We start from the raw sequence: 12,887 nt of genomic DNA, 5'->3' as shown, positions 1-12,887 counted from the left end.
TTCAGGTACTGCGCGTGTCCAAGATGATGGTCTTTACGGGGAACGCCAACCCCGATCTGGCTCGGCGTGTCGTACGTCAGCTGCATATCCCTCTCGGTGACATTTCTGTCGGTAAGTTCTCCGACGGCGAAATCACTGCCGAGATCAATGAAAACGTTCGCGGTAAAGACGTCTTCATTATTCAGCCGACTTGCGCTCCGACCAACGATAACCTGATGGAACTGGTGGTGATGGCCGATGCCTTCCGCCGCTCCTCGGCTACTCGTATCACTGCTGTTATTCCTTATTTTGGTTATGCCCGTCAGGATCGCCGTCCGCGTTCCGCACGTGTGGCCATCAGCGCGAAAGTCGTCGCTGACATGCTCACCGTCGTCGGCATCGACCGTGTGCTCACGGTTGACCTGCACGCAGACCAGATTCAGGGTTTCTTCGATATTCCGGTAGATAACATCTACGGCTCCCCGGTTCTGGTGGATGACATCGAAGACCAGCGCTTCGAGAACCTGATGATCGTGTCCCCGGACATTGGCGGCGTCGTGCGTGCACGGGCCGTTGCCAAATCCCTGGGCGTGGATCTCGGGATCATCGACAAACGCCGTGAGAAAGCCAATCACTCCGAAGTGATGCACATCATCGGCGACGTCGAAGGGCGCACCTGCATCCTGGTCGATGACATGGTCGACACCGCCGGCACCCTGTGCCACGCGGCCAAGGCCCTGAAAGAGCATGGCGCAGCCAAGGTCTTCGCCTACTGCACACACCCTGTGCTGTCGGGCCGGGCCATCGAGAACATCGAAAATTCCGTGCTGGACGAGCTGGTGGTGACCAACACCATCCCGCTGTCCGCTGCAGCACAAGCCTGTGCGCGTATCCGTCAACTGGATATCGCACCGGTGGTTGCCGAAGCGGTTCGCCGCATCAGCAATGAAGAATCGATCAGCGCGATGTTCCGTTAAGGGCCCTGCCCTTCTCGAAATGTCCTGTTGACGTAAAGCGCCCCGCCCCGGCATTCCTGTCCGGGGCGGGGCTTTTTTGCCCATACCGTGTTTGGCGCTGGTCGCAAACGCCACTCGGTGATGGCTATTTTGGAGATATGAAATGACTGATTTCACCCTGAACGCACAAGCGCGTACTGACCTGGGGAAAGGTGCGAGCCGCCGCCTGCGTCACGCCGCCAACATCCCGGCCGTTGTCTACGGTGGCAACAAGGACGCCCAGTCCCTGACCATCCTGGCCAAGGAAATCACCAAGCTGTTCGAAAACGAAGCTGCCTTCAGCCACGTGATCGAGCTGAACGTCGACGGCACCAAGCAGAACGTCATCGTCAAGGCCCTGCAACGTCACCCGGCCAAGCAGTTCATCATGCACGCTGACTTCGTGCGCGTTGTCGCCGGCCAGAAACTGACCGCCAAAGTACCGGTTCACTTCATCAACGAAGAAGCCGCAGTCAAGAAAGGCGGCGAGATCTCCCACGTCGTGGCTGAAATCGAAGTTTCGTGCGAAGCCAAAGACCTGCCTGAGTTCATCGAAGTTGACCTGGCCAAGGCCGAAGTCGGCACCATCATCCACCTGTCCGACATCAAGGCCATCAAAGGCGTTGAGTTCGTGGCACTGGCTCATGGCAACGACCTGGCTGTCGCCAACGTTCACGCTCCACGTGTTGCTCCAGAAGCTGCAGAAGGCGCAGCAGAGTAATTTCACTCTGCTTGCCGGAGCGGGCGGAACATCGCGGACTTAAGCGTAGCGAGAAAGCGGGCGAGAACGCGGAGTTTACATCCAAGGTAAATGCGCATCTTCCGTCCGTTTTCGCCGCATGCACGAGCTGCGGCGATGACATCCACCACTCCATAGAAGGGCCCCTATCGTGACTGCCATCAAACTGATCGTCGGCCTGGGTAATCCAGGCGCCGAATACGAACAGACCCGGCATAACGCAGGGGCCCTTTTTGTTGAGCGCATCGCCCACGCACAAGGCGTCAGCCTCGTGGCCGACCGCAAGTATTTCGGCCTGACCGCACGCTATTCGCATCAAGGTCAGGACGTTCGTCTGCTGATTCCCACCACCTACATGAACCGCAGCGGCCAGTCCGTGGCGGCACTCGCCGGTTTCTTCCGCATCAAGCCCGAAGAGATCCTGGTGGCGCACGACGAACTCGACCTGCCTCCGGGCGTCGCCAAGCTCAAGCAGGGCGGCGGCCATGGCGGTCACAACGGGTTGCGCGACATCATTGCGCAACTGGGCAATCAGAACACGTTCCATCGCCTGCGGCTCGGCATCGGCCACCCGGGCGTAGCCAGCATGGTGTCGAATTTCGTCCTGGGTCGTGCGCCGCGCGCCGAACAGGAAAAACTCGACGCCAGCATCGACTTCGCCCTCGGCGTGCTGCCGGATATCCTCGCCGGAGAATGGAACCGCGCGATGAAAAACCTGCACAGCCAGAAGGCCTGACTCTTATCCGAGGGGAAACACCATGGGATTCAATTGCGGCATCGTCGGCCTGCCTAACGTCGGCAAGTCCACCCTGTTCAACGCCCTGACCAAGTCCGGGATCGCGGCCGAGAACTTCCCCTTCTGCACCATCGAGCCGAACAGCGGCATCGTGCCGATGCCGGATCCGCGCCTGAACGCTCTGGCGCAAATCGTCAATCCGAAGCGCATCCTGCCGACCACCATGGAATTCGTCGACATCGCAGGCCTGGTGGCCGGCGCGTCGAAAGGTGAAGGCCTGGGCAACAAGTTCCTGGCCAACATCCGCGAGACCGACGCCATCGCCCACGTGGTGCGCTGCTTCGAAGACGAGAACGTGATCCACGTCTCCAACAGCGTCGATCCGAAACGCGACATCGAGATCATCGACCTGGAACTGATCTTCGCCGACCTCGACAGCTGCGAGAAGCAACTGCAGAAGGTCGCCCGCAACGCCAAGGGCGGCGACAAGGACGCTGTGGCACAGAAAGCCCTGCTGGAACAGCTGATCCCGCACTTCACCGAAGGCAAGCCTGCGCGCAGCCTGATGAAGAACATGAGCGCCGAGGAAAAGGCGATCATCAAGGGCTTCCACCTGCTGACCACCAAACCGGTCATGTACATCGCCAACGTCGCTGAAGACGGCTTCGAGAACAACCCGCACCTGGACGTGGTCAAGGCCATCGCCGAAGAGGAAGGCGCCGTGGTGGTTCCGGTGTGCAACAAGATCGAGGCCGAAATCGCCGAGCTGGACGACGGCGAAGAGAAGGACATGTTCCTCGAGGCCCTGGGCCTGGAAGAGCCTGGCCTGAACCGTGTGATCCGCGCCGGCTACGAAATGCTGCACCTGCAGACCTACTTCACCGCCGGTGTCGAAGAAGTCCGCGCCTGGACCGTACGCGTGGGCGCCACCGCGCCGCAGGCCGCCGGCGTGATCCACACCGACTTCGAGAAAGGCTTCATCCGCGCCGAAGTCATCGCCTACAACGACTTCATCCAGTACAAGGGCGAAGCCGGCACCAAGGAAGCCGGCAAATGGCGCCTGGAAGGCAAGGACTACATCGTGAAAGACGGCGACGTGATGCACTTCCGCTTCAACGTGTAACACACAGCGCCCATGAAAAAGCCGCGTTCGATACGCGGCTTTTTTGTGCCCGAAGATTCACTGTAGGAGCGAGCCTGCTCGCGATTGCGGAAGGTCAGTCACCGCAAATGCAGCTGACACACCGCTATCGCGAGCAGGCTCGCTCCTACAGGGGGGTGTGGGCTCAGGCCTTCTTCGTGCGCGGCAGGAAGATCGCCAGCACCCCGAGCAGCGGCAGGAACGAGCACAGCAGGTACACCTGCTCGATGCCGTAGAGATCCGCCAGGTGCCCCAACAGCGCCGCGCCGATCCCGCCGAAGCCGAACATCAGCCCGAAGAACACCCCGGCGATCATCCCGACGTTGCCCGGCACCAGTTCCTGGGCGTACACCACGATCGCCGAGAACGCCGAGGCGAGGATGAAGCCGATCACCACGCTCAGTACGCTGGTCCAGAACAGGTCGACATGGGGCATCAGCAAGGTGAACGGCGCCACGCCGAGGATCGAGAACCAGATCACCGCCTTGCGCCCGATCTTGTCGCCGATCGGCCCGCCGAAGAACGTCCCCGCCGCCACCGCGCCGAGGAAGAGGAACAGGTGCAACTGGGAACTGGCCACCGACAGGTCGAACTTCTCGATCAGGTAGAAGGTGAAGTAACTGGTCAGGCTGGCCATGTAGAAGTACTTGGAGAACACCAGCAGCCCCAGCACCACCAGCGCACCGGTCACCCTGCCCTTCGACAATCCGTGCGTCGCCGCCTGACCGGCCTTGAGCTTGAACAGGTTCAGGTGATCGGCGTACCAGCGGCTGATGCGGTACAGCACGAACAGCGCAAACACCGCGAACAGCCCGAACCACGCCACGTTGCCTTGACCAAAGGGAATGATGATCGCCGCCGCCAGCAACGGACCGAATGCCGAACCTGCGTTGCCGCCGACCTGGAACGTCGATTGCGCCAGGCCGAAACGCCCGCCCGAGGCCAGCCGCGCGATACGGGAAGCCTCAGGGTGAAAGGTCGAAGAGCCGATGCCGATCAACGCCGCCGCCAGCAGGATCAACGGGAAACTGCCGACCATCGACATCATCACGATGCCGACCAGCGTGCACACGGAACCGGCCGGCAGCAGCCACGGTTTCGGATGGCGGTCGGTGTGATAGCCGACCCACGGCTGCAACAGTGAAGCGGTCAGCTGGAAGGTCAGGGTGATCAGGCCGACCTGGGTGAAGCTCAAGCCGTAGTTGGCCTTGAGCATCGGATAGATCGACGGCAGCACCGACTGGATCAGGTCATTGATCAAATGCGCCAGCGCCACGGCGCCGATGATGCGCATCACCAGTGGGCTGCTTTGGGGAGGTGCCGACGCCGAAGCGGCGGACTGGACGTTGCTGATGGCCATGGGAATTTCCGGACAGCGGATGGGTGCACGCAGGCAGGTGCGTCAATGTGCCATTTTTCGGTGCGCAAGCGCCATCCTCTTAGCCAGCTAACGAACTAATCGTTCATCGCCGAAACGGTGATAGCGCAACGCCATGGTCTGAATCTTGCCTTGTCTGTCCCCTTGAACGCGGCCCCTTACAAAGGGGACCGAGAATGGGAAGTTTCGCTACAGAGCCGGCCCACAGAGCGGGCGAGAGTGAACTTTCGAGGCCTTTTAGCAGGGCACCGGTCGAGGTCGCGACGACCGCGACGCACGCCGATGGTGCGCGGTGTCCAGAGGAGTCATGGGGCATGCAGGCTTTTTTATCGCCGGGGATCGGTTTGCTGGGGCGCTTTGGTTTCGCACGCAAATTCCAGCTGTTGTTTCTGCTGTTCATCCTGCCGCTGGCCGGCAGCCTGCTGATGATCGGCCAGGACTACCGCGACAGGCTCAACCTCATCGCCGGCGAACGGGCCGGCGTCCGCCAGTTGCTGGCCCTCGACGCGCTGGACAACCTGCTCACCGCCCAGCGTGACCGTGCCGCCCGCTGGCGCGCCACGGAAACCAACCGTCAGCCGACGCCCGCCACCCTCGCCGCGATGGCCGCGTTCGATGGCGTGCAGCCTGCCGTCGCACAGGCCACCACCGAGCTGGGCAATGCCTTGCAGGCGGAAGGCGCCGGCGGTGAAACCCTGGCCCGCTACCAGGCCCTGCAAACCGCGTTGGGCGGCCTGGACTCGAAAAGCCTGGGCAGCGTCGGCTGGTGGCCGGACGGTTACGACCGCTTCACCAACGCCCTCAGCGCCCTCCAGGCGTTGCGGGAACAGATCGCCATGGACAACCGCCTGACCCTGGCGCCATGGCTGGAGACCTACCTGCTGACGCAGATTTCCACCCAGCATGCGCCGGATCTGATCGAACGGGTCGGGCGCCTGGCGGCGGTCGGGCAGGCCTCGGTCGTGTCCGGCCAGTTCACCCTGCAAAGCCGCTTGCAGTTGCGTGACCTGCGCAGCCGCATCGGCGACGCCCGCGAGCAACTGGTGAAGACCGCCAGCCTGCTGGAAGCGCGCCTGCCGAGCGACCTGCAAGGATGGGCCGCGCAGTACCACGACAGCCTCAAGCAGCTCGACGCCGGCCTCAAGGTGCTGGACGACGGCGTGTTCGGCGGCAGCATCAACCTCAAGCCGGACGACTTCGAACGCAGCCTCGACGCCCTGCTCGGCAACCTGGCCGCGCTGCGCCAGCAATCGCTGGTCTCGCTGGACGGGCGGCTGGACGACTACCACGGCTCGGCCATCCGCCAGTTCATCGTCGTGGCGGCGGTGTTCGGCTGCCTGTTGCTGCTGGCGCTGTACCTGTTCCTCTGCCTGCAAGCCTCGATCCGCCGCAGCGCCAGCGGCATCACCCTGCTCGCCGAAGCCCTGCGCGACGGCAACCTGAGCCTGCAGGTGGCGGTGCAGGGCCGCGACGAGTTGGCGTCGATCAGCACCGCGCTCAACGTCGCCGTGGTGCAGTTGCGCGGCAGCCTGCTGGGGGTCGATCACGAGACCGCGCAGTTGAGCCAGGCCGTGCGCAGCCTCAACGACCACTCCAGCGGTGCCTTGAGCGAAGTCGAGGCGCAGCAGTCGCAGATCAGCCAGATCGCCGCGGCGGCCACCCAACTGGCCGCGACCTCCCAGGGCGTGGCGCAGAGCTGCGAGCAGGCGTCCGGCAGCGCCCAGCACACCCGGCGCATCGCCGCCGACAGCAGCCGCGACAGCCAGCGCACCACCGCCAGCATCCAGCAGCTCAACCAGCGGCTGAACGAAACGGCGGCGGCGCTGGGCCGGGTCAGCGAACAGGGGCAGCAGATTCAGTTGGTGGTCGACACCATCCGCGGCGTGGCCGAACAGACCAACCTGCTGGCGCTCAACGCCGCCATCGAGGCGGCCCGCGCCGGCGAGCAGGGCCGCGGCTTCGCCGTGGTGGCCGACGAGGTGCGCAGCCTGTCGCAGCGCACGCAGTCGTCCACGGCGCAGATCGCCGGGACGGTCGACAGCCTGCGCACCACCGTCGACGAAGCGGTGAGCCTGATGGAAGCCGCCTGCGGCCAGGCGCAATCGGACGCCCAGGCGGTCACCGGCCTGGGCGAACGCCTGGGCGAGATCGCCAGCGCCGTGCAGAGCGTCACCGACACCCTGGCGCAGATCGCCACGGCGGTCGATGAACAGGCGAGCACCGCCGATGAGGTCAGCGGCAACATCCAGCAGGTCGATCAAGCGGCGCTGCGCCTGCTCGAAGGCGCGCGGGCGGTGAACCTGGCGGCCGACACCCTGAGCGAAGGCAGCCGTGCGCTGAGCGCCAACACCGCGAGATTCCAGCTGCGCTGACACCCTCCTGCCCCCGTTTTTCGGGGGCGGCGGGATAAGCGGTTGAAAATAAGAAGAAATATTTTGAATTCGCGCTTGACGCATCTGCATTACGGGTGAATAATGCGCGCCACTTGGCTACATAGCTCAGTTGGTTAGAGCATAGCATTCATAATGCTGGGGTCCGGGGTTCAAGTCCCTGTGTAGCCACCAAGTACTAAAAACGGCTTACCGAAAGGTAGGCCGTTTTTTTATGCCCCGAGAAAAGTCGCAGTCCAGGAAAGCGCTGTAGGGAAACCAGTACCCTCCTGGTAGGAATTGGATTTTTCGTGAAATCAGGCGCCTGAAACACTCCCCGTCGGTTTGCCCGCCTCCCCCATTGACCGACAAGCTCCCTTGGCTCGATTCAAGCCATACAGGGAGTTGCCGTGGCTCGATTCAAACCTCTCTTCGATGATGAATGGCTTCGCAAACGCCGCAACGATGTTTACTCATGGGCCACATGGAACCCGCCACCGCCGCCTGAGCCGGTGTACATCGAAAAGGATGAATGGCCGACGCCTAAGTCCCCTGAAGATCAGGTGTTCGCCAAATCCTGCACGGCGGACAACTGGTGTCGTACGGATGTCGGCACGGCAGCGGAACCCTCCTCCAACTTCGGCAAGGTCATGGTGGCGGGCGCCATGCTCTTTCCTTCCGCCAGCAGCGCGGTAGCAACGGCACTCGGCGCTGATCTGGCATTGGGGCGCATGGCAGGCGGCGGCATTCTGCAGCAGCGCCTCAACTGGGCGGTACGCGGCGCAGGCGGCCCGGCGAGTGTGTTTATCCTCGGAATGCTCCCGGCCAGGATGGGCGACGGCACTCTTCATACCGATGAACAGTTGCGCCGCATGACCCGCGCCACTACCCGCGTGCGTTTCCAGTTCCGGCGCGATGCCGAAGGCGTCATGCAGGTCTACGGCATCCATACCGGCGCCTCGGGCGATGACTCGGTGCCCACCGTCAAGGTCGAGTGGAACAGCGACAAGACAGCGATGGAGGCCAGCCTCAACGGCATCACGATATTGTGGACGCCGCAGCGCGGGCCTCTGGGGTCATTGCCACCGCTGATCTATCCGGAACACGCCGAGCAACTGGGCACAATCCTCGTTCACCCGATTCCCGAGAACACCGACAGCCAGATAGAAGGCCTGCCCGGCGAAGATGTGACTGCCGAGGACTGCATTCTGGTGTTCCCGGCAGAGACCGGGCTGAAATCGCTGTATGTGGTGTTTTCCAAGCCGGCGCGACTGACGCCGGGGACGGTGACGGGGCTGGGTGAAGATGTATTTGGAACCTGGCTCATCGGAGCGGGCTCTGGAGTGGGAGTTCCAATTCCAACGGAGGTGGCTGACGCGCTTAGAGGGCGAGAATTCCAAAGTTTCGACTCGTTCAGAACAGCCTTTTGGAAAGCTGTCTCGGAGTCAGCCGCAGCGGGTCAGTTCATCGAACAAAGCGTTGGCCGTATGCGTAAAGGTAAAGCACCACGTGTACGCAACGCCGAAAGTGTAGGTGGCAGAAGATCTTACGAACTTCATCATCTCGAAAAAATATCCGAGGGTGGCGACGTTTACGACGTAGATAATCTACGAGTCAATACACCACGAAACCACATCGATATTCACCGGAACCAGTAGGTCAGCCATGACAGACACATTACTGAAAAAAAGCTTTTCAGAATACACCGAGGCCGAGTTCGTCGCGCTGCTGAGAGAACTCGCCAAAGAAGATGCAGAAGCCGAAAACGATGATCGCGCCGATTTGCTGCTGTTGCACTTCGAGAAAATCAGCGAACACCCAGCCGGGTCGGACTTGATCTATTACCCAGAGGCCGGGGCCGATAACTCCCCGGAGGGCGTAACCAAAATCGTAAAGGACTGGCGAGCAGCGCGAGGATTGTCTGGATTTAGAAGTTAACTTCTGTGAACGAGTCGAACACCCTGCCGGCACTGATCTGATCTATTGGCCGGTCGATGAGGCGCAATGCACCCCGCAAAGCATCACCGCGACGGTAAAGGCTTGGCGCATCGCCAACGGGCTACCGGGTTTCAAGCAATGAAAAACATATCTGACTACACCGAAGCTGAATTCATTGGTTTCATCGAACGGATACAAGCCACAAACAAGCGCGGCTCAGATGCGCAACTGGGCGAGTTGCTGGCGCAATTCAGAACGCTTACCGAACACCCGGAAGGCACCGACCTCATTTTTTACCCGGAACCTGGAGAGGACAGTTCTGCCGAGGGTATTGCGCAGACAGTAAAGCACTGGCGTCAGGCGAATAGTTTGCCGGGCTTCAAGCAATAAACACCTGGCCGACCCGACTCACCTACATCATGCACCGTTCTCCCTTTCCGAACGGCTTACCGAAAGGCAGGCCGTTTTTCATGCCCCGAGAAAAGTGCCGGGCCTCACTCGCCCAGCGCCGCCAACCCCTTCGCCCAGATCTGCCGGGTGCGCAGCCCCACCATCGCCCGCCAGTCCGGATTCGCCGGGTAGAACTGCTCCAGCAGATTGAGCTTGATCTCCCGCCCTTGCGCACTGAGCGGATCGCCGTGCAGATGCAGCCAGTGGTCATCACGCAGATGCCGGTGCACCTGCGCCCCCGGATAGGTACCGCACTCGATCACGAACGGCATCATCCGCACGCCCGGCAGCGCATCGAGCAGCGCCTGGGAGGTGTAGCCGGTGGCCGTCGCCGCGACGCCGGTTTCGCTCAGGGTATCGGCGCCGGTGTGCAGGGTGTACAGCCACGGGCCGTAAACCGATTGAGCCTGGGCCAGTGCAGGGTAAGGGCCTTGGGTGATGGTCAGCAGCATCGGGTGGCCGTACTCGCCTGCGCCGGTGTGCAGGTCGAAACACATCACCGTTTCGGCACCCGCCAGGTGCTGCTGGACGATGCGGTGCAACGTGCGGTTCGACCAGGCCGGTTCCCGCCCGCCATAGAACAATCCATCGGGATGGCTGTGCTGGCCGCCCTCGACGATCGACATCACCGCCGGCCAGCCGTGTTCGGCGATCTGCGCGTCAAGCAGGGCATCGGCCCGCTGCCGCTCAGGGCCGTCGAGCTGCGTGCAGGCATAGATCCCGTGCAGCGCGGCATAGGCCCGGTTGTCCGGCAACAGCCGGGAAAAGTCCAGGTGGTTGCGGTTGAGGTCGATGTTGTCCTCGTTGACCCTGCGTAGCCACGCCGTGCCCCACGGGTTGATCAGGTGCACCATCACCACCGCAACATCCCTGGGCAACTGGTCAGGCGTGAACTGCTTCAGCCAGTCGATCTGGCAGTCGGAGCCGTAGTAGCCCTCCACCCCGTGCGTGCCGCTGATGGCCACCAGACGCCGCTTGGACTGGGGATCGCCGAGCACCGCGACATCGGTGCTCAACGGCTCGCCGAACGGCCCGTTGAGCGGATGCGCGTAAGAGAAGAGGGTCGCGCCGGCGATGTTCGCGGCGGCGAGAAAGCGTTCGCGCTGAAGGCGATAGCCGAGGTGTGCAGGAAATGCATTGCCCATGGTGGCCTCTTGTAGGTTTTCTGGCGTCACGTGTGCTTCGACCCTACAGAAAATCCGCCGGGGCTTGAAGGAGAAAGTACCCGGCGGTTTGCGTCCCGCACGGTCGGCCGATACAGTCCGTCAGTCTTTTCACCCCACGGACGGAGAAGCCCGCGTGTTTCCAGCCCTGCCCCTGAGCCGTTTTCGCCTGCCTGCCCTGAGCCTGATCGTCAGCGCCCTCACCCTCGCCGCCTGCAACGCCCCGCCCGCCTCGACCTTGCCCCAGGCACCGGAAGCCGCCTCCGGCTACCGCACCGGCCTGCAGGCCAGCCACGCCAGCCGGCACATGGCGGCCGCCGCCAACCCGCTGGCCGCCGAGGCCGGTCGGGAGATGCTGCGTCAGGGCGGTTCGGCGATTGACGCGGCGATTGCGATGCAGGCCGTGCTGACGCTGGTTGAGCCGCAATCCTCCGGGATCGGCGGCGGTGCGATGATCGTGCTGTGGGACGGCAAGCAGGTGCGCACCTACGACGGGCGCGAAACCGCGCCGGCCGGGGCCACCGAGAAGCTGTTCCTGCAAGCGGACGGCAAACCGATGCCGTTCCCCCAGGCGCAGATCGGCGGGCGCTCGGTCGGCACGCCCGGGGTGATGCGGGCGCTGGAGCTGGCGCACCGGCAGCACGGTCGCCTGCCCTGGGCGACGCTGTTCGAGCCGGCGATCAAGCTGGCCGAGGATGGCTTCACCCTGTCCCCCCGCCTGCATTCGCTGCTGGCGTCGGACCCTGTGATCGGTCAGTCGCCGGACATGGCCCAGTACTTCCTCGACGCCGACGGCAGCGTCAAGGCCGTCGGCACGCGCCTGCGCAATCCCGAACTGGCCGCCGTGCTCAAACGCATCGCCCGCGAAGGCGCCGACGCACTGTACAAAGGACCGATCGCCGAAGAAATCGTCGCCAAGGTGCAGGGCCATGCCAACCCCGGCAGTCTGTCGTTGAACGACCTCGCCCGCTATCAGGCCAAGGAGCGCGCGCCGCTGTGCACCGACTACAAGCGCTGGCAGGTCTGCGGCATGCCGCCGCCGTCCTCGGGCGGGATTGCCGTGGCGCAGATCCTCGGCACCTTGCAAGCCCTCGAGAGCCGCGACCCGCGCCTGGCGCTGACGCCGCTCAAGCCCCGCAAAACCGACCTGCCCGCCGGCATGGAGCCCGCCCCCGAAGCCGTGCACCTGATCGCCGAGGCCGAACGCCTGGCCTACGCCGACCGTGCGCAGTACGTGGCCGACACTGACTTTGTGCCGGTGCCGGTCAAGGGCCTGGTGGATCCGGGCTACCTGGCCACACGTGCCGGCCTGATCGGCGAACGCAGCATGGGCAGCGCCCGGCCGGGCACGCCGCCGGGGGTGCAGGTGGCCTATGCGCCGGACCGTTCGCCGCTGCGCATCTCCACCTCGCAAGTGGTGGCGGTGGATGACTTCGGCGGTGCGATCTCCATGACCACCACCATCGAAGCCGCCTTCGGCTCGCACCTGATGGTCCAGGGCTTCTTGCTGAACAACCAGATGACCGACTTCTCGTTCATCCCCGAGGAGAACGGGCAGAAGGTCGCCAACCGCGTCGAGCCCGGCAAGCGCCCGCGCTCGTCGATGGCGCCGACCCTGATCTTCGACCGCGCCAGCGGCGGGTTCGTCGCCGCGGTCGGCTCCCCGGGCGGCTCGCAGATCATCGAGTACGTGGCCAAGACCACCGTCGGCCTGCTCGACTGGAACCTCGACGCGCAAGACGCCATCAGCCTGCCCAACTTCGGCAGCCGCAACGGCCCCACCGAACTGGAGCAAGGCCAGTTCGGCCCGGCCCTGATCCAGGCGCTCAAGGCCCGGGGGCATGCGGTGAACGAGATCGACATGACCAGCGGCACCCAGGCCATCGTGCGGGTCAAGGATGGGCAAGGAAAGGTCTCTTTGGAGGGCGGGGCGGATCCGCGCCGCGAGGGCGAAGCGCTGGGGGATTGAGCTTGCCCTTGGGGCAGGCTTTAGCCTGAG

General features: G+C 63.3%; 12 protein-coding genes and 1 tRNA gene. 11 read left to right on the top strand and 2 right to left on the bottom strand.

The window, feature by feature from the left end; genetic code table 11:
* Positions 1 to 14 precede the first annotated feature (14 nt).
* The 4 genes from KVG96_RS01845 (at position 15) to ychF (ending at position 3,572) form a co-directional block, all read left to right on the top strand.
* Positions 15 to 956 carry a ribose-phosphate pyrophosphokinase gene (locus KVG96_RS01845; RefSeq protein ID WP_003171603.1) on the top strand — a complete coding sequence of 314 codons (942 nt, stop codon included), beginning with the start codon at positions 15 to 17 and terminating at the stop codon, positions 954 to 956.
* Between the two features lie 142 nt (positions 957 to 1,098).
* Positions 1,099 to 1,695, top strand: coding sequence for a 50S ribosomal protein L25/general stress protein Ctc (locus KVG96_RS01840; protein WP_085584705.1), 597 nt, complete (start codon positions 1,099 to 1,101; stop codon positions 1,693 to 1,695).
* 169 nt (positions 1,696 to 1,864) lie between these two features.
* On the top strand, positions 1,865 to 2,449 hold the full coding sequence (gene pth, locus KVG96_RS01835; RefSeq protein ID WP_217890601.1) for an aminoacyl-tRNA hydrolase: 585 nt from the start codon (positions 1,865 to 1,867) through the stop codon (positions 2,447 to 2,449).
* A gap of 22 nt (positions 2,450 to 2,471) precedes the next feature.
* Positions 2,472 to 3,572 (top strand): redox-regulated ATPase YchF, encoded by a 1,101-nt coding sequence (gene ychF, locus KVG96_RS01830; protein WP_217890600.1) that lies wholly within the window; start codon positions 2,472 to 2,474, stop codon positions 3,570 to 3,572.
* A gap of 163 nt (positions 3,573 to 3,735) precedes the next feature.
* Here the strand turns inward: ychF and KVG96_RS01825 are convergent, their stop codons facing one another.
* A complete protein-coding gene (locus KVG96_RS01825; protein ID WP_217890599.1) occupies positions 3,736 to 4,950 on the bottom strand; it encodes an MFS transporter in 1,215 nt (404 codons plus the stop codon).
* Positions 4,951 to 5,282: 332 nt separating this feature from the next.
* Here KVG96_RS01825 and KVG96_RS01820 point away from each other — a divergent pair, with 332 nt between their 5' ends.
* From KVG96_RS01820 to KVG96_RS01795, 6 genes are all read left to right on the top strand, one after another.
* Positions 5,283 to 7,340, top strand: a complete 2,058-nt coding sequence (locus KVG96_RS01820) for a methyl-accepting chemotaxis protein (protein WP_217890598.1) — start codon at positions 5,283 to 5,285, stop codon at positions 7,338 to 7,340.
* 115 nt (positions 7,341 to 7,455) lie between these two features.
* Positions 7,456 to 7,532 (top strand) — tRNA-Met (locus KVG96_RS01815).
* 215 nt (positions 7,533 to 7,747) lie between these two features.
* Entirely contained in the window at positions 7,748 to 8,995 is a 1,248-nt protein-coding gene (locus KVG96_RS01810) for an S-type pyocin domain-containing protein (RefSeq protein WP_217890597.1), read from the top strand.
* A gap of 7 nt (positions 8,996 to 9,002) precedes the next feature.
* A complete protein-coding gene (locus tag KVG96_RS01805; protein WP_217890596.1) occupies positions 9,003 to 9,275 on the top strand; it encodes a bacteriocin immunity protein in 273 nt (90 codons plus the stop codon).
* A complete protein-coding gene (locus KVG96_RS01800) occupies positions 9,259 to 9,417 on the top strand; it encodes a bacteriocin immunity protein (protein ID WP_217892422.1) in 159 nt (52 codons plus the stop codon). Before KVG96_RS01805 ends, KVG96_RS01800 begins: the two co-directional genes overlap by 17 nt.
* Positions 9,342 to 9,665 (top strand): bacteriocin immunity protein, encoded by a 324-nt coding sequence (locus KVG96_RS01795; protein WP_367617468.1) that lies wholly within the window; start codon positions 9,342 to 9,344, stop codon positions 9,663 to 9,665. Before KVG96_RS01800 ends, KVG96_RS01795 begins: the two co-directional genes overlap by 76 nt.
* Before the next feature lie 104 nt (positions 9,666 to 9,769).
* Here KVG96_RS01795 and KVG96_RS01790 read toward each other — a convergent pair whose 3' ends face one another.
* Positions 9,770 to 10,870 carry a DUF2817 domain-containing protein gene (locus KVG96_RS01790; RefSeq protein WP_217890595.1) on the bottom strand — a complete coding sequence of 367 codons (1,101 nt, stop codon included), beginning with the start codon at positions 10,868 to 10,870 and terminating at the stop codon, positions 9,770 to 9,772.
* Positions 10,871 to 11,024: 154 nt separating this feature from the next.
* On the opposite strand from KVG96_RS01790, the gene ggt reads away from it, so the two are divergent.
* On the top strand, positions 11,025 to 12,857 hold the full coding sequence (ggt, locus tag KVG96_RS01785; protein WP_217890594.1) for a gamma-glutamyltransferase: 1,833 nt from the start codon (positions 11,025 to 11,027) through the stop codon (positions 12,855 to 12,857).
* The last annotated feature ends 30 nt before the right edge of the window (positions 12,858 to 12,887 follow it).

The organism is Pseudomonas ekonensis (genome assembly GCF_019145435.1).
Lineage (GTDB): Bacteria > Pseudomonadota > Gammaproteobacteria > Pseudomonadales > Pseudomonadaceae > Aquipseudomonas > Aquipseudomonas ekonensis.
The sequence above is the reverse complement of the archived record's forward strand: the minus strand, read 5'-3'. Positions and strand labels throughout refer to the sequence as shown.